This window comes from Pseudarcicella hirudinis (assembly GCF_900115665.1).
In the GTDB taxonomy this organism is placed as follows: domain Bacteria; phylum Bacteroidota; class Bacteroidia; order Cytophagales; family Spirosomataceae; genus Pseudarcicella; species Pseudarcicella hirudinis.
Genome location: NZ_FOXH01000011.1, coordinates 130,092 through 146,813, shown reverse-complemented (window position 1 = coordinate 146,813; position 16,722 = coordinate 130,092). Strand labels below are relative to the sequence as shown.

At 39.2% G+C, this 16,722-nt stretch carries 12 protein-coding genes; 6 read left to right on the top strand and 6 right to left on the bottom strand.

Annotated features, from left to right (window positions below; genetic code table 11):
• Positions 1-7: 7 nt before the first annotated feature.
• From BM179_RS17740 to galE, 5 genes are all read right to left on the bottom strand, one after another.
• The gene (locus BM179_RS17740) at positions 8-1,576 is read right to left on the bottom strand and encodes a RagB/SusD family nutrient uptake outer membrane protein (RefSeq protein ID WP_092018499.1); all 1,569 of its coding nucleotides are present in this window, start codon (positions 1,574-1,576) and stop codon (positions 8-10) included.
• 27 nt (positions 1,577-1,603) lie between these two features.
• On the bottom strand, positions 1,604-4,615 hold the full coding sequence (locus BM179_RS17735; protein ID WP_092018498.1) for a SusC/RagA family TonB-linked outer membrane protein: 3,012 nt from the start codon (positions 4,613-4,615) through the stop codon (positions 1,604-1,606).
• A gap of 652 nt (positions 4,616-5,267) precedes the next feature.
• Entirely contained in the window at positions 5,268-6,128 is an 861-nt protein-coding gene (gene rfbA / locus BM179_RS17725; RefSeq protein WP_092018496.1) for a glucose-1-phosphate thymidylyltransferase RfbA, read from the bottom strand.
• Positions 6,129-6,203: 75 nt separating this feature from the next.
• Positions 6,204-7,259 carry a dTDP-glucose 4,6-dehydratase gene (gene rfbB, locus BM179_RS17720; RefSeq protein ID WP_092018495.1) on the bottom strand — a complete coding sequence of 352 codons (1,056 nt, stop codon included), beginning with the start codon at positions 7,257-7,259 and terminating at the stop codon, positions 6,204-6,206.
• 43 nt (positions 7,260-7,302) lie between these two features.
• Positions 7,303-8,322: a UDP-glucose 4-epimerase GalE gene (gene galE, locus BM179_RS17715; protein WP_092018494.1), complete on the bottom strand. Its 1,020-nt coding sequence runs from the start codon at positions 8,320-8,322 to the stop codon at positions 7,303-7,305.
• Between the two features lie 224 nt (positions 8,323-8,546).
• Between galE and BM179_RS17710 the strand changes: the two genes are divergently transcribed.
• Positions 8,547-9,380 (top strand): transglutaminase-like domain-containing protein, encoded by an 834-nt coding sequence (locus BM179_RS17710; RefSeq protein ID WP_092018493.1) that lies wholly within the window; start codon positions 8,547-8,549, stop codon positions 9,378-9,380.
• Between the two features lie 24 nt (positions 9,381-9,404).
• Here BM179_RS17710 and BM179_RS17705 read toward each other — a convergent pair whose 3' ends face one another.
• Complete coding sequence (locus BM179_RS17705) at positions 9,405-10,034, bottom strand: 4'-phosphopantetheinyl transferase family protein (protein WP_092018492.1); 630 nt, start codon at positions 10,032-10,034, stop codon at positions 9,405-9,407.
• 203 nt (positions 10,035-10,237) lie between these two features.
• Between BM179_RS17705 and BM179_RS17700 the strand changes: the two genes are divergently transcribed.
• The 5 genes from BM179_RS17700 to BM179_RS17680 all read left to right on the top strand — a co-directional run bounded on the left by BM179_RS17700 (position 10,238) and on the right by BM179_RS17680 (position 16,716).
• Positions 10,238-11,137: a WD40 repeat domain-containing protein gene (locus tag BM179_RS17700; RefSeq protein WP_092018491.1), complete on the top strand. Its 900-nt coding sequence runs from the start codon at positions 10,238-10,240 to the stop codon at positions 11,135-11,137.
• Between the two features lie 76 nt (positions 11,138-11,213).
• Positions 11,214-12,221 carry a DivIVA domain-containing protein gene (locus BM179_RS17695; RefSeq protein ID WP_092018490.1) on the top strand — a complete coding sequence of 336 codons (1,008 nt, stop codon included), beginning with the start codon at positions 11,214-11,216 and terminating at the stop codon, positions 12,219-12,221.
• Positions 12,222-12,326: 105 nt separating this feature from the next.
• The gene (folB, locus tag BM179_RS17690) at positions 12,327-12,677 is read left to right on the top strand and encodes a dihydroneopterin aldolase (RefSeq protein ID WP_092018546.1); all 351 of its coding nucleotides are present in this window, start codon (positions 12,327-12,329) and stop codon (positions 12,675-12,677) included.
• 61 nt (positions 12,678-12,738) lie between these two features.
• The gene (locus BM179_RS17685; protein WP_092018489.1) at positions 12,739-13,758 is read left to right on the top strand and encodes a LacI family DNA-binding transcriptional regulator; all 1,020 of its coding nucleotides are present in this window, start codon (positions 12,739-12,741) and stop codon (positions 13,756-13,758) included.
• Positions 13,759-13,878: 120 nt separating this feature from the next.
• Positions 13,879-16,716 (top strand): S9 family peptidase, encoded by a 2,838-nt coding sequence (locus tag BM179_RS17680; protein ID WP_092018488.1) that lies wholly within the window; start codon positions 13,879-13,881, stop codon positions 16,714-16,716.
• Positions 16,717-16,722: the final 6 nt, after the last annotated feature.

Here is a 16,722-nt window from a genome sequence, read left to right as displayed (position 1 = left end):
CCGGAAATTAATATCCTACGTTTTGTTTCAAGTTCGGGTTAGTATCAACTGCTCTTTGTGGAATAGGGAACAATACTCTGAAAGCAGGTGATTTAGTTGAACGTTGATCAACCGGATCAAGGAATGTACCAAAACGAATCTGGTCATTTCTTCTCCAACCTTCATAATAAAGTTCATGACCTCTTTCCAAAAGGATAGCTTTGTCATCAACAGTTGCAAGAGCTGATAAGCCACGAGCCTGACGAACCTGATTCACAAGAGATTCTTTAGTATCGCCGTTAGTTGGTGAACCACCTCTTAAAATCGCTTCTGCTTTCATTAAAAGTACGTCAGCATAACGAAGGAAGATATAGTCATTACCACTGTTCTCATCTGCTTTGTATCCACCTGCTCCGTCAGAGATAGGGTGTAAAGGGAATTTAACTACACGGATCCCTTTTGCTTCAGTTGCATAGTTAATGTTTACATCAGGCGTAAAGATCAAAGGATTACCACTACGGTCTTTAATCTGAGTTTTGCCATCTCCTGCATATTGCTGACCAACAAGGAAACCGAAGTTTGTTCCTAATTTATCAGTAAATCCTGCCAATTTACCACCACGGCGCTCATCTTTAGCATCAAAGCTATTGTAGAAGTCGGCAAGTGTAGTAAATCCGTTCCAGCCACTAGGCTGCTGATTGTAATGCAGACCCATGAACGTACGGTTTTTAACAGTAGCTACCGGGCTGCCATCCTGGTTTTCTCTTACGAAAATCAACTCCTTAGAATCCTTGGTATTATCCCAGTAAAAGTTCTGATACCAGGTTCCGGCAGGCTGCAGGCTGAACTTACCACTTTTAATAACGGCATCACAATAAGCAATTGCTTTGTCCATATCCGCTTTAGCGAAAGTGAACGGACCAGCCGGAGAAGCCGGATCCTGGGTATAAACTGCTTTATTAAGATACATTTTCGCCAACATCGTATTTGCAGCTTCTTTAGTAGCTTTTCCAGGAATGCCGGAGGCTAAATTATTGGCAGCAAAATCAAGGTCTTTGATTACGAAATCAGTAGCATCCTTACGGTTATAAACTTTCGGGTTCGAGTCAGGTGAATCTGCTGCTTCCCTTTGAGGAACTTGTCCGTAAAGGTCAACGATATAGAACATATAAAATGCTCTGAGGAAACTCGCTTCTGCTTTAGTCTGATTATCAGTCGCTACAGAAAGTGTCTGAGTTGCTCTGTAAGAACCGATGTTCAGGTTATCCCAGGTATCTGAAACCTGGTTGTGAGAAGGGTCCCAGGTATGCTGGTGTAATTTTCTCCATGTACCAAAGTCATCCCAGTCAGTTCCACGGGTTGGTCCCATCATCTCATCTGAGGGATGTTCTTCCAAAGCGTAAACGTTAGACTGATCGGAAAAGCCGTTCAATTGGTCATAAGTACCCGCTAATGCTGCACTAACATTAATTGTAGTGCTGCCGCTACCGCTGGTTACAAATTTACCCTGAAGTATTTCTTCATCCAAGTTAGTACAGCTCATATTAGCAAGTACTAACAGGCTGACTAATGCAATTGAATTATATTTTGTTTTCATAATTTCTAAACTAAAATTTTAAAATGATTAGAATCCAAGATTAAGACCTAATGTAAACGTACGGGCTTTAGGATAAGCCGTGTAGTCCATACCACGAGAAGGAACGCCGTCTTTAGCTTTGTTTGTATTCACCTCCGGATCTAATCCTGAATAGTTTGTGATTACAAACATGTTCTGTCCTGTTAACGAAACACGTAGAGTCTTAATTTTGCTTGAAGCAGGTAAGTCAAAAGTATAACCAACAGAAGCATTGGCCAGACGAATGAAGTCACCTTTTTCAAGGAAACGAGTGGAAACTGAACCAGCATTCAGTGGATTTTCATTACTGTTTAACACATCATAGCTAACGTTATGACCTGTTTTTAAACTACCTGCAAGGAATAAGGCATTTGCAGTGTTGTTGTATAGATAGAATCCGCTGGAACCATTAAAAAACAAGCTGGCATTGAATTTGCCGAATGTAAAGTTGTTGGTAAAACCGAAAGTAAAACTTGGGATCGGATTACCTACAATAGTTGAAGCACCGTTGTCAGCATAAGTACCTAAACCGTTTGCATCAAGACCAGTAAATGTTGGCAAATAGAAAGAATAAAGGGCATAACCATTTGAGAATCTCTGAGCATAAGCACCTGATAAACCCTGACCATCTACGTTACCAGTGTTGATATTAGCAGAACCAAAGTTTTCGATAGTGTTTTTCAGGAATGTCATATTATATAAAACTTCCCATGTAAATGATTTAGCCTGAACAGCCTGGAAGTTTAAACCTACTTCAACCCCTGTATTTCTTACATTACCCGGAAGGTTAACCCATCTTTGTTTTACTGCAGCAGGTTGTGCATAAACAGCAAGGAATAAAAGATCAGTAGTAGATTTGTTGAAATAATCAACCGAACCACTCAAACGACCATCAAGGATAGCGAAGTCTAAACCAGCACCATAAGTAGTGGTTGTTTCCCATTTGATATTCGGGTTCGCAGCATTAATAGGTACATCGGAACCGTTATAGTTGTGTTGAGAAACAGCCTGAGCAATACCACCCGGGAATTCCTGGTTACCGGTTTGTCCCCAGTTTAAACGAACAGCCAAATCATTAAATACGCTTTTCGGAACAAAGTTTTCATTTCCGATTTTCCATTTTCCTGCAAATGCCGGGAAATAACCGTATTTATTGTTTGTACCGAATTTAGTCGAACCATCCACACGCAAAGTACCGGTAAGGAAGTATTTATCACCGATGCTGTAATTCACACGGCCGAAATAAGACTGCAATTCGCTTTTGGTACTATCACCCCAGCTCAATTGTTTTTTGAATGCCCCCAGGTTTTTATTGAATTCACCATTTGTTCCGCCATATCCTACATGGTTCCATGAATAGTTTTCAAATTTCTGATATGAATAACCTACAACGGCATTGATCGCATCTTTACCCATTTTTTTGTCATAGGTAAAAGTATGCTCAACCAAAGTAGATTTAACATCTTTGTTGAATTCCCATCCTTGTCCGTTTCCTGTTGCCTGAGCAATTACTACCCCTCTGATGGTAGGTGTTCCGGTATAGGTACGAAGTTTAGGATCATACCACTGATTACGGGTAGTAGTAGATCTGTCTAAACCTAAAGTAGCTTTATAAGATAAGTTGTTTGTAATTTTCCAGGTACCGCTAAGGTTAGCTAACCATCTGTCAACTTTATCTTTGTCATCGATATAAGCCAGCATAGCGCTTGGGTTACGTTGGGTATCATCAGGCTGGAAGAAAGTACCGTCAGAGTTATAAACAGGGTTAGTTGGGTTAGCAATGATGGTAGCCCCGATCAAACTTCCCTGGAATCCTGCGTTATCAGTGATAGGAGCATAAGTGTTTTTAACACTTGATCCTGTTAAAGATAAGTCGATCACTACTTTATCTTTGAATAAATCCTGAGAAAGGTTTAAACGACCTGTGAAACGTGACAAGCCAGAATTCTGAACAATACCTTTCTGATCACTGTAACCAACAGTTGCACGATAACGGGTATTTTCGTTACCTCCGCCGTAACCCAGGTTGTAGTCCTGAGAAACACCTGTACGGAAAATCTGATCTTGCCAGTTAGTGTTTCCTTTGTTATCAACAGCAGTTTTATCGCCTCCCAGTTTTTGTACACCTGCCAGGAAATCAGAAGCTGAAAGCAAGTCATAACGTTTTGCAGCAGTAGAGATACTGGTATTTGAAGAGAATTGTAATCCCTGACCTTTTTTACCTCTTTTAGTAGTAATAAGGATAACCCCGTTAGCACCTCTTGAACCGTAAATGGCAGAAGCGGAAGCATCTTTCAAAACAGAGATATTTTCAATGTCAGAAGGGTTAAGGAAGGTCAGCGGGTTTCTCGGAGAAGCAGAACCAGCTCCGGCATCTTGTGTAGCATCAGCGGAACTGTTGTCAAGAGGAACACCATCCACTACGAAAAGCGGACCATTACCGCTTCGGATAGAACCGGCTCCACGAATGTTGATGTTTGGCGCAGCACCAGGTTCACCACTGGCAGGCGTAATCTGAAGACCTGCAGTACGGCCCTGAAGTAATTGCTCAGGAGAAGCGATAACCCCTTTGTTGAAGTCTTTAGTGCTCAAAGAAGCCACAGAACCTGTTGCATCTTTTACTTTCTGAGTACCATAACCAACCACAACAACTTCTTCTAGTGCTTTTGAATCAGAACCCAGTTTCACATCTACAACAGCTCTGTTGCCTACCACAACTTCTTCTTTAGAGTAACCTACAAAAGAAAAAACCAGGGTTGCTGTTGATGGAACTACAATTTTGTAATTCCCTGTAACATCCGACTGAGTTCCTTTATTTGTTCCTTTTACCTGGATTGAAACTCCTGGCAGACCTGAGCCGTCTACGGCGTCAGTAACCCTACCCGTTACAGTCTTGTCCTGAGCAAAAACGCTCACAGACATCAAAAATGTAATAGTCATCAGAATTGCTGTTGAAGGCAACTTTGATGCTATACCTTGTCGCACGAAACGACCAAACCATCTGTACAAATGATTTTTCATAGGTAATTCGTTAAGTTTTTAAAAATGGTTAATAAAAACAACTGCACTTCAACAGCTATACGTTGGGTTTAATCAGAGAATGTAGCATCCGGTGAAAATAAGTCGAAATCGACCAGATTGATGCTGTTACCAAAGTATAAATATGTCGTGAAATTGTTTGACAAAATAGGGGATAAAGTTTCTTTATTTCAATTTTTTTTTGAAAAAATTTTATTTAAAATGTCTTTTTATGGCAGGTTGAATGGTTTGAATTATAAATATTTGAATTACTAGAACAGTATAGCATAGATTGTATTATTTCAATAAAATGCGTATTTCTGAATATATAGATAGGGTTTTGCGGAGAAATCCGGGTATTCAGACCTTCTTCTGATTTTTTTAGAATTGTATTATTTCTTGAATTGATTCTGTCTGGAATTATATTTTTTTTGCAATTTTATAATCCCAGTAAAGCTTATTCCGGAGCTGAAAAACTCAGAATTGAAGCATTCTTTCGTTTATTTATCCGGTTTTACCACCTGGTAATTACATCCCTGCCGGCTTTTAAATATAGAATGGTCTTCACCCGGATTTTGCCTGATTTTGAGATTGAGGGTATAAAAAAAGTCTGAGATTTCGCTCAGACTTTTGATGATTTATATAAGGAAACCTGCTATTTCAACAAGTTAAGAAGGTATTGTCCATATCCGCTTTTTACCAGAGGAGTGGCAATCGTTTTAAGCTGTTCTGCGTCAATAAAGCCCATTCTGAAGGCAACTTCTTCAATACAGCCGACTTTTAAACTCTGACGTTCTTCAATGACCTGAACAAACTGACCTGCCTGCATTAAAGAGGCAAAAGTACCGGTATCAAGCCATGCTGTTCCTCTGTTGAGCACACCAACTTTTAATTTACCTCTTTTCAGATATTCTTTATTGACATCCGTAATTTCGTATTCACCACGAGGAGAAGGAGGTATTGTTTTAGCAATTTCCACTACATCATTGTCGTAAAAATATAGACCCGGTACGGCATAATTAGATTTAGGATTTGCCGGTTTTTCTTCGATAGACAAAACATTGAAATCTTTGTCAAATTCTACCACACCATATCTTTCCGGATCATGAACCTGGTATGCATAAACCACACCGCCATCAGGATCATTATTTGCCTGCAATAATTTACTTAAGCCTGAACCGTAGAAAATATTGTCCCCTAAAACAAGGGCAACTTTATCATTTCCGATGAATTCTTCGCCAATAACGAATGCCTGTGCAAGTCCGTTAGGCAAAGGTTGTTCAGCATAGCTAAACTGGCAACCTACCTGAGATCCGTCTCCCAGCAATTTTTTGAAATTCGGTAAATCATGAGGCGTTGAGATAATGAGGATTTCACGGATACCTGAAAGCATCAGAATAGACAACGGATAATAAATCATCGGTTTGTCGTAAACCGGCATTAATTGTTTGCTGACAGCTAAGGTAAGAGGGTGAAGACGGGTGCCAGAGCCTCCTGCTAAAATTATTCCTTTCATGTGTTCTGATTTTGAATGATCAACCTGACTGAAAATTACATTTCTTTTCAGAGCTTCGCATTCATTATTTCAAAATTATCGGTTTGCGTACATGTTTTCGTAATACTTCTGATAATTTCCTGAAGTAACATTCTCAAGCCATTCTGAATTGCTTAAAAACCAGTCAACGGTTTTTTCAAGACCTTCTTCGAACTGCAATGATGGTTTCCAGCCAAGCTCATTCATGATTTTGGTCGCATCAATCGCATAACGAAGGTCATGTCCTGCACGATCCGTTACGTAAGTGATAAGCTTTTCAGAAGTTCCTTCAGCACGGTTCAGTTTGCTGTCCATCAATTTGCAAAGCAATTTGACAATGTCGATATTTTTCCATTCATTGAATCCGCCGATGTTATACGTTTCTCCGATTACACCATTATGGAAAACGGTATCAATTGCTCTTGCATGATCCACCACAAATAACCAGTCTCTTACGTTTTCACCTTTTCCGTAAACAGGAAGAGGTTTGTTGTTAAGGATGTTATGGATCATCAACGGCAATAATTTCTCAGGGAAATGATTAGGGCCGTAATTGTTGGAACAGTTTGTGATAACTACCGGTAATTTATAGGTATTACCATAAGCTCTTACAAAATGGTCGGAAGAAGCTTTTGAGGCAGAATACGGTGATCTTGGATCGTAAGGTGTAGTTTCGAGGAAAAAGTCTTCAGGATTGTGTAGTTCCCCGTAAACTTCATCAGTAGAAACATGATAGAAACGATGCTCGCTGATATTTGCTTTCCAGCTGTTTTTGGCTGCATTTAAAAGGTTCACTGTTCCGATAACATTGGTTAAAACGAAAGCCATCGGATCGGTGATAGAACGGTCAACATGCGATTCAGCTGCTAAATGAATAACGCCGTAGAAATCATGTTCTGAAAAAAGACCGTCAATAAATTCAGCATCTGTAATATCTCCTTTTACAAAGGTATAGTTCGGAGCATTTTCAATGTCTGTCAAATTGGCCAGGTTTCCGGCATAGGTTAATTTATCAAGATTAAAAATCTGATATTCAGGATATTTGGTTACAAATAATCTGACAACGTGGGAGCCGATAAAACCCGCTCCACCTGTAATTAGGATTTTTTTCATTTCAACAACGTTGTGTGAAAAATTATGTTTTGAATAATTTAAATTATTTTCTTTTACTTACAGCTAATTGCCATTTCCAGGCATCTCCAAGTGCTTCTGTCAGACTTTTTTCTGTTTTCCAGCCTAAAATTTCACTTGATTTGGTAACGTCAGCATATACAGCAGTTACGTCTCCCGCACGTCTTGGTTTTATGGCGTAATCTACTTTTAATCCTGTTGCATCTTCGAATGCTTTAATAACTTCGAGTACAGAGCTTCCTGTTCCGGTACCAATATTGAAAAAATCATAATATTGTCCTTCCGGTTGTTTCAGTAAAAGATTCAAAGCGGATACGTGAGCTTTTGCCAGATCTACTACGTGAATGTAATCACGGACAGCCGTTCCGTCATTTGTAGGATAGTCATCTCCGAATACAGAGAGCTGGCCTCTTAACCCTGCTACAGTTTGTGTAATGAAAGGGATCAGGTTTGCCGGAACGCCCAGCGGAAGTTCTCCGATTAAAGCTGATTCATGTGCTCCGATCGGGTTGAAGTATCTCAGGGAAATAGAGCGGAGTCCGCTACCGGTTGCCACTGTTTCCCGGATGATTTCTTCACAAATCTGCTTGGTATTTCCATAAGGAGAAGTGGCAGGCTGCACAGGTGAATTTTCAGTTACCGGAAGTGCTTCCGGCTGACCGTAAACTGTACATGATGAAGAGAAAACGAGGTTTTTAACACCGTGTTCCTGCATTTTTTCCAGTAAAAGGACTGTCGCAGCAACATTATTCCGGTAATACTTCAGAGGCTTTTCAACAGATTCGCCTACTGCTTTATACGCTGCAAAATGGATGATGCCATCAATCTTGTGCTCCGTAAAAATGCGGTCATAAGTAGCCGGATCATTGATATCATTGTCATAGAACGGAGTCTCTGTTCCAATGATTTGTTTCAATCCGTCTAAAACCTTCTTGTCGGAGTTTGAAAAGTTGTCAAGAATAATGGATTCATAACCTACTTTGTGCAATTCTACTACCGTGTGGGATCCAATAAAACCAGCACCGCCTGTTACTAAAATTTTCATAAAAAGAGAATTCAGAATTGAAGAGTGATCTATTAGTTAGTAAAATTAAGGCTTTTCATTCCTAAAAAAAATTATATTTGAAGAAAAAACGTGGTCAGTTTTTAAACGGCAGTTTGAACGAGTATTTATAATTTGTAGTTTTTAGAATAAATTTGTAGATTAATGACACAATTAAGTAAAAGTCAATTGTCATTTACTAATCAATTTATTTATTACAGCTTAGCATGAACGAGAACGAAATTAAAGCCCTGATTTCTTTACTGGATGATGAAGATCAGGAGGTCGCCACGCTGGTCGAAGATAAAATTCGCTCGCTTGGCGGAGAGATGATTCCATATCTCGAGGATCGTTGGGAAGACAGTAGCCTTAATCCTCTTATGCAGCGTAAAATCGAAGAACTGATCCACGATTTGCAGTATAAATCGGTAATTGAGCGGCTGACTTTATGGAAGGAGGGCGGGGCAATGGATCTGCTGGAAGGAATGTGGGCTGTAGCCACTTATCAATATCCTGATTTATCTTATGAGAAACTGAGAACTTCTCTGGATCAGATTTATTATGATGTATGGATAGAATTCAGAGAAGGTTTGCATCCGATGGACCAGGTAAAGGTCTTAAATTCAGTAATTTTCAGTAAGCTGAAATTTGGAGCAAATACCAAGAATTTCCATTCTGCCAATAATTCCATGCTTAATATTGTGCTGGAAACACATCGGGGAAATCCTATTTCCCTTTGTGTAATATATATGCTGATTGCCCAGAAACTGGGAGTGCCTTTATATGGCGTTAACCTGCCGAATCTTTTTGTACTCACCTATAAAAAAGACAATTTTCAGTTTTATCTGAATGTGTTTAATAAAGGGTTGGTTTTCAGTAAGATTGATATCGACAATTATATTGCACAGTTGAATCTTACACCCAATGATATTTTTTATCAGCCCTGTTCCAATCTTGACATTATTAAAAGGGTGCTGAGAAACCTCATCCTGGCCTTCGAAAAAACGGGAGATGATGACCGGGTGAAGGAGGTAGAACATATTCTGAAGGCAATTTCCTGAGCAGGGAAAGTGCTGAACTGTTTCTTAAACTACCGTTAATACAAAATCATTTTCATAGAAAACATGTAATGTATGACTTGTAATCTGATCATTTTGTGTGATTTTCCCCGAAATAACCGAAGGGTTTCTATCAAAATGATCAATGAAAATGTTGTTTTTAAAACTCAGATTTCTCCTGCCATGCAGTTTATATAAACTTTCTTTGGCACACCAGTAAATGCAGAGCGTTTTCAGGTCATTATCTGCCTGAATATATTCCGGTTCTGAGAGAAATTTATGAGAAACATAAGAAAGTTTATCTGAGACTTTCTCAATGTCAATACCTACTTCATCAGATAAACTTACAATTGCCGTAGCGTAACCATGGGTGTGCGAAAGAGAAACAAATCCTTCGGAATTAATTAAATAAGGATTATTATGAAGGTCTTTTTTTATGCCCTGATATTCCAGCCCGAGTTTGGTACAAAGGTGTTTCACACAGGTTCTGCTGGCAAGCCATTCCAATTGCTTTTGCGGATGCGAAATGTTTCCCAATTCACTGATAACGTTTTCAGCATTACCAAGATACTCTGAAAAAAAGGAAGCTTGTTCTTCTATTTTCCAAAGAACAATTAAAGATTTCGGGGAAAGAAATTTTTCGAAAACAATGGCCATATACTGTGAAACTTTAACGGAGAAGAGCTGAATAAGCCTTCAGTTCCGTTACAAATTTACAAGGCTTTCTTGGATTACTGTTTGTCATTCGCAATCAAATCCACTAATTTTGAAGTTAGTTTAGGAAAAAAATGCACCTTTAGCGTGAATCGCAGGGTTTTTGGCAGGAAAGATTTTGTTCGGAATTTATAACCAGTTATTTAATGCTCGTAGAAAAAATTGATACCTTTTCCGGACACCGGGATAGTGTTTATTCTTTGGAGAGAACTCCGGATAAACAGCATTTTTTTTCTGCCGGAGGGGATGGGCTGGTTGTCAGATGGAATCTTGAAAAACCCGATGTGGGTGAGCTTATTGCAAAAGTTCCTGCCTCAGTCTATGCCATGTGTTATGAAGAAAAATCGAAACAGCTTTGGGTTGGGCAGAATTTTGAAGGAATTCATGTATTTGATATTGAGAATAAACAGGAGGTCAAATCAATCAAAATTACTTCCAGTTCTATTTTTGATATAAAGATGTATGAAAACCTGGCAATTGTTTGTTTGGGTGACGGAACAGTAATAATCATGTCTATTCAGGAGTTTGCGGTTGTCAAACATCTGAAAGCTTCCGATAAAAGTGCCAGATGTGTGGAAATTAATCCGCATAAGAGAGAATTTGCTGTAGGTTACAGTGATTTTTCAGTTAAAATCTTTGATTTGCAGGATTTTTCCTTAAAATTCGTAATAAAAGCACACACTAATTCCGTTTTTACCTTGAAATATACCCCTGATTATCGTTTTTTGGTTTCAGGGAGTAGAGATGCTCATTTGAAAGCCTGGAATGTTGAGAAACAATATTCTTTGGAAAATGATATCGTCGCTCATCTTTTTGCCATTAACCACCTTACTTTCAGCCCTGACGGTAAATTCTTTGCCACCTGTAGTATGGATAAATCCATAAAAGTCTGGGATGCGGAGACGTTCAGACTTCTGAAAGTTATTGATCGCGCCCGGCATGCCGGACATGGTACTTCGGTGAACAGGCTATGGTGGAGCGAATATGAAAATCAGCTGGTTTCAGCTTCAGATGATAAAAAGATATCTGTCTGGAAATTATCCTGAAAATCAGTATTTTTTGTTGTCTGAAAAGAAGAACAGATAACTATCCGAAAACAAGAATTATTTTATTATTAAAGATATGAAAATTACCCCACTTGAAATAAGACAACACTCATTTGACAAGTCTTTCAGAGGCTATGATGTGGAGTCAGTGGATGCCTTTTTGCTTTCTCTTTCTCAGGAATGGGACAAGGTAATTGAAGAGGTTCGCCATACAAAAGGTCAGTTAGAAAATGCAGAGCGGGAAATCGCCAGGATGAAGGAGATTGAAAGTAGTTTGTTCAAAACACTTAAAGCTGCGGAAGATACTCAAAAGGAGATTAATGATAAAGCACAGGCAGAAGCTGAGCAAATATTGATTGATGCCAAAGTCAGAGCGGAAGAAATCAATGCAGAAGCAAGGAAAAAGGCTAATATGACAACTTCTGATGCTGAGAATAAAGCTAAATTTATTCTTGACGAAGCTGTAAACGACTTGAAAGGCCTGGAAAGAGACTTTAAAGCGATGGAGCGTTATAAGGATTATCTGGTAGTGGAACTGAAACGTTTTGCAAATGATGCCCTTGAAAAAGCGAATCGGTTTGAAGATAAAATGGCAGGTAATGCTTTAAATGCTGCAAGCCAGAACCTTCCGGAAATTCAGGAAAAAACAGAAGAGGTTCCGCTTATTGCTCCTGAGCCTGTTATTGAATCAAAAGATATTCCTGAGGTTGAAGCAATCAGTACTATTCCTGAGCCTGTGAGTACTGAGGAAACAGTGGTTTCACCGGAATTACCACAGCATAACAATGAAGTAGAAGTTGAATTTGAGCCTGCTGCGGAATATGATGATGAAAATGAGGAACTTCCGACAGTGCATGCGATTGTAAATGAACATGAGCCTGTTAAGGAAGAGCCGAAGGCGCAGGATGTGAAGTTGAATAATGCAGCAGAATCTGTAAAAGAAGTGAAAATGCCGAAAATTAAATTAAAGAAATTCGGTAAAGAAGATGATGGTTTGCCGACAGTTGCTTCTGTAATGGAGGAACTGAACAAACACGGCGGAATCGGAACTGTAGGAGGAGGATCCTTTTTCGATAATATATAGTAAATAAATTCATTCAGGATCGTAAGTCATTTTAGGTTAATGACTTACGATTTTTTATTATTCAGTTTTGCCAGCCACATTAATATTTCGTTCAAAAAAGAAAATATGGGAACTATAGCACTCGAAGGTTTGGAATTTTTTGCGTATCATGGGTTTTATGAAGAAGAACAAAAAATAGGGAACCGCTATCAGATCGATATTCAGATTATTACAGATTTTACAGAAGCGGCAGAGAAAGACAAATTGAAAGCAACTGTAAACTACGGAGATGTGTATAAAATAATTGCGGAAGTCATGAAAGAGCCTGCAAAATTATTGGAACACATCGCTCAGAAAGTAATTAACCAGGTCAGATATAAATACCCTGAAATTGAGTCGGTTGAGGTTTTTGTTTCTAAATTTAATCCTCCCATCGGCGGAGTATGTACCCGGGCAAAGGTTAGCCTGAAAGGATAGAGTATCGGATAGTTTTTATGACAAATTTGTGTAAATTTGAGAATTATCACCATAAATTACAATGCGTCATCAGGTAACAATAAAAGACATAGCACGTCACCTCAATATCTCAATCGCAACGGTTTCGAGAGCCCTGCGTGATTTGCCCGATATTCATCCTGAAACTAAAAAGTCAGTACTTGATCTTGCACAGGAGTGGGACTACCAACCTAACGTGTTGGCTACCAGTCTGGTAAAGAGCAGAACTAAAACGCTTGGTGTTATCGTACCCGATTTGGGGTATTATTTCTTTTCTACCGTTGTAAAAGGCATTGAAGAGGCTGCTATTGAAGCTGGTTACAGTGTGCTGATTACCCAGACCGGAGAGTCTTATGAAAGAGAACTGACTAACGTGCAGAACCTTTCCCGTGGACAGGTTGAAGGTTTTATTATTTCTCTTTCCAGAGAAACTACAGATTTTGAACATTTAAAACGCCTTCAGAGAAGAGGAATCCCTCTTGTCTTTTTTGACAGGGAATGTGAGGAAATAGATGCCTCGAAAGTAATGGTAGATAATGAGCAGTCTGCTTATGAGGCTGTTAGTCATATGATTAGCAATGGGTGCAGAAGAATCGCATTTCTTGCCGGGTCCAAAAATGTTACCGTGAGCAATCAACGGAAAGCGGGCTATCTCCGTGCTCTGCGTGAAGGAAATTTACCTGTTGAAGATTCCCTGGTGATTTATGGCGATTACCACCAGTCAACTGCTACCACCTGTACGCATCAGTTGATGAATCTTCCCAATCCTCCGGATGGTATTCTGGCAGTGAGTGATCGCCTGGCGATTGGTGCAGTGCTGGCACTTCGGGAAAGAGGTGTGCAAATTCCTCAGGAAGTAGCATTGGTAAGTTTTAATGATGAACCCATCTGTTCATTAATGACCCCAACGATTTCCAGCGTTTCTCAGCCAACTACTGAAATAGGGAAAATTGCCGCAAATATTCTTATCAGTCAGATTGAATATAAAGGTGAAAGTTTTCCTTCACAGGTAAAAGTCTTAAAAACGGAGCTTAAAATCCGTGAATCTTCACAACGAAAATAAAAAAAGGAAAGAAATCGCCTTAGTTTTAAGCAATTTCCTGAAAAACTCATAAAATCATTGCAAACCCTGTAAATCAATCAGTAATTTTAGGTTAGTAATTCATCAAAAACTAACCTGAATATGAGAAAACTGTTTACAGTGTTTGCCTGCCTTCTTTTGTCAACTTCCCTTCTGGCACAAAAGAAAAAAAGTAAAACAAACGTTCAGGAGCCAGCCTCCGCCATTGCCAAAAAAACATTGAGTCATGATGTTTATGACAATTGGAAAGAAATCCCCGATAAATTAATTTCAAATGATGGACAATCTGTAGTTTATACCTTAAATCCTCAGGAAGGAGATGGAAAGGTTATGATCTATTCTTTGAAAAATCAAAAAACTGATTCTGTCAGCAGAGGGTATGATCTCAGACTTACGGATGATTCTGAATATGCTGTTTTTAAAATCAAACCACAGCTGAATGTGGTAAAAGCACTTAAACGTCAGAAGAAAAAGAAAGAAGACCTTCCGAAAGACTCGCTGGCTGTTTATCATCTGAAATCAAACGCCCTGCTTAAATATCCGAATGTAATCTCTTATGAAATTCCGGAAAAATCCGGAGGCTGGGTTGCTTTTCAGGTAGAAGAAGCAAAGAAAACAGCTGAGAAGCAGAAGGATTCCACCCAGAAAGAAACAAAAAAGAAGGCAGCCAAAAAGGAAAGTGAAACAAATGGTTATCGCTTGGTATTGAGAAATCTTTCCGGTAAAACAGAACAGTTTTTTCCCTTTGTGACCGACTATGAATTTTCAAAAAATGGCAGCCGGCTAGTATTCAGTACTACCGGAAATGATTCTTCTTTCGTTTCAGGAGTTTATTCTTATGAATTATCAACCGGAAAGCTGGAAAATATTTTTAAATCCAAAGGAAAGTTCAGGAAAATAGGCCTTTCAGAAGATGGCTTACAGACAGCGTTTATCGCTGATCTGGATACTAATGCCAAGACCCAGATTCGTCTTCCTAAATTATACTTATGGAAAAAAGGACAGGAAACTGCTCAGAAACTGACTGATGAGAGTCAGACATTTGCGCCACAGGGTTGGTTAATCAGCGATAACTACCAGCCAAAGTTTTCGAAGGACGGTTCTAAACTATTTTTTGGAACAAATCCCAAACCGGTAGTGCCAGACACTACCTTATTGCCTGAAGAAATTGTAAATGTGGAAGTATGGAACTGGCAGGATAAAAGATTGCAGCCTCAGCAGAAGGTGTCACTGGAAGATGACAGAAAGAAATCCTATCTGGCTGTTGTAAATCTTGACAATCTTCAGATAATACAATTGGGCTCCAAAGAAATTCCGAATGTTACTTTAGATAAAGATGCTAACAATAACCTGTTATTAGCTACCTCTGAGGAGCCATATTCTCAGGAACACTGGGACTGGAATGCAAGAAGAGATGTGTATTTGTTGAATTTGAAAGACGGTTCAAAGAAACAGATTGCTACAGCGCTGAGAGGAAACCCTGTTCTTTCTCCTAATGCAAATTTTGTAACATGGTGGGCTTTAGCTGATACAGCCTGGTTTGCTTATTCTGTAAAAGACAATAAAACGGTAAAAATTACGGATAACAGAACGGTCAGATTTTTTGAAGAAGATGACGATCATCCTGACTTTCCTCAGTCTTACGGAGCGGCAGGATGGACAGAAGACGAGAGATCATTCATTGTGTATGATCGTTATGACGTTTGGGGCATAGACCCGAATGGGAATAAAAAAATCCTGACTAACGGACGTAATACAAAAGTGGTTTATCGTGTTGCAAAATTAGATCCGGAAGAGAAGTTTGCGATGAAAGGCACTATTTTATTCAAAATCTTTGACGCTGTAAACAAGGATGAAGGATTTGCTTTGGCGGGAAAAACACCGGGAGCATTTCCTGAAACGGTTGTAAAACAGGCATTTTCTTTCTCAAATCCGGTAAAAGCGAGAAATGCGGATAAGTTGATTTTCACCAAAATGAATTTTCAGAATTTCCCTGATTTGTACACTACGGATCTTTCTCTCAAAAATATCAGTAAGATTTCTGATGCCAATCCTCAGCAAAAAGAATATGCCTGGGGAAGTGTAGAATTGATAGATTGGAAAGCACAGGACGGAACGCCTTTACAAGGTCTTTTGTATAAACCGGAAAATTTTGATCCGACGAAGCAATATCCTTTAATGGTTTATTATTATGAGAAAAATTCAGATAACCTGCATACGCACTTTGTTCCGTCTCCTATCAGATCTTATATAAACTATCCGTATTTTACTTCCAACGGGTACCTGATTTTTGTGCCGGATATTGTTTACAAAATCGGTGATCCGGGAAAAAGTGCTTATAATTGTCTGATTCCGGGGGTTGAAAGTTTAATTGCCAGAGGATTCGTGAAAAAAGACAGGATCGGTATTTCGGGGCATAGCTGGGGTGGTTATCAGACTGCTTATCTGGTTACTCAAACCAATATTTTCAGAGCGGCAGAGGCGGGTGCTCCGGTGGCAAACATGACCAGTGCTTACGGTGGTATTCGCTGGGAATCGGGTCTTTCCAGACAGGCACAATACGAACATACACAAAGTAGAATAGGTGGAAATCTGTGGGAAAATACACAGAAATACCTTGACAATTCACCGCTTTTCTTTGCTCCTAAAATACAGACCCCTTTACTGATGATGCATAATGATGATGATGGTGCAGTACCCTGGTATCAGGGGATTGAATACTATATGGCACTGAAAAGATTAAATAAGCCTGTATGGTTACTCAATTATAACGGAGAAAAGCATGGACTGACTTTGCGTAAAAACAGAAAGGATTTTGCTATCCGATTGTATCAGTATTTTGACCATTATCTGAAAGATGCTCCGGCACCTTTGTGGATGACTCAGGGGTTGCCAATGCTTGAGAAAGGAATAAATCAGAAACTGGAACTGGATAAATAAAACAGA

What these genes read in the sequence shown, in the direction of transcription:
- BM179_RS17695 (WP_092018490.1), top strand. Translation starts at nt 11,214, where the DNA reads ATGAAAATTACCCCACTTGAAATAAGACAACACTCATTTGACAAGTCT.
- BM179_RS17735 (WP_092018498.1), bottom strand. Translation starts at nt 4,615, where the DNA reads ATGAAAAATCATTTGTACAGATGGTTTGGTCGTTTCGTGCGACAAGGT.
- BM179_RS17685 (WP_092018489.1), top strand. Translation starts at nt 12,739, where the DNA reads ATGCGTCATCAGGTAACAATAAAAGACATAGCACGTCACCTCAATATC.
- BM179_RS17710 (WP_092018493.1), top strand. Translation starts at nt 8,547, where the DNA reads ATGAACGAGAACGAAATTAAAGCCCTGATTTCTTTACTGGATGATGAA.
- BM179_RS17705 (WP_092018492.1), bottom strand. Translation starts at nt 10,034, where the DNA reads ATGGCCATTGTTTTCGAAAAATTTCTTTCCCCGAAATCTTTAATTGTT.
- rfbB (WP_092018495.1), bottom strand. Translation starts at nt 7,259, where the DNA reads ATGAAAAAAATCCTAATTACAGGTGGAGCGGGTTTTATCGGCTCCCAC.
- galE (WP_092018494.1), bottom strand. Translation starts at nt 8,322, where the DNA reads ATGAAAATTTTAGTAACAGGCGGTGCTGGTTTTATTGGATCCCACACG.
- BM179_RS17740 (WP_092018499.1), bottom strand. Translation starts at nt 1,576, where the DNA reads ATGAAAACAAAATATAATTCAATTGCATTAGTCAGCCTGTTAGTACTT.
- folB (WP_092018546.1), top strand. Translation starts at nt 12,327, where the DNA reads ATGGGAACTATAGCACTCGAAGGTTTGGAATTTTTTGCGTATCATGGG.
- BM179_RS17680 (WP_092018488.1), top strand. Translation starts at nt 13,879, where the DNA reads ATGAGAAAACTGTTTACAGTGTTTGCCTGCCTTCTTTTGTCAACTTCC.
- rfbA (WP_092018496.1), bottom strand. Translation starts at nt 6,128, where the DNA reads ATGAAAGGAATAATTTTAGCAGGAGGCTCTGGCACCCGTCTTCACCCT.
- BM179_RS17700 (WP_092018491.1), top strand. Translation starts at nt 10,238, where the DNA reads ATGCTCGTAGAAAAAATTGATACCTTTTCCGGACACCGGGATAGTGTT.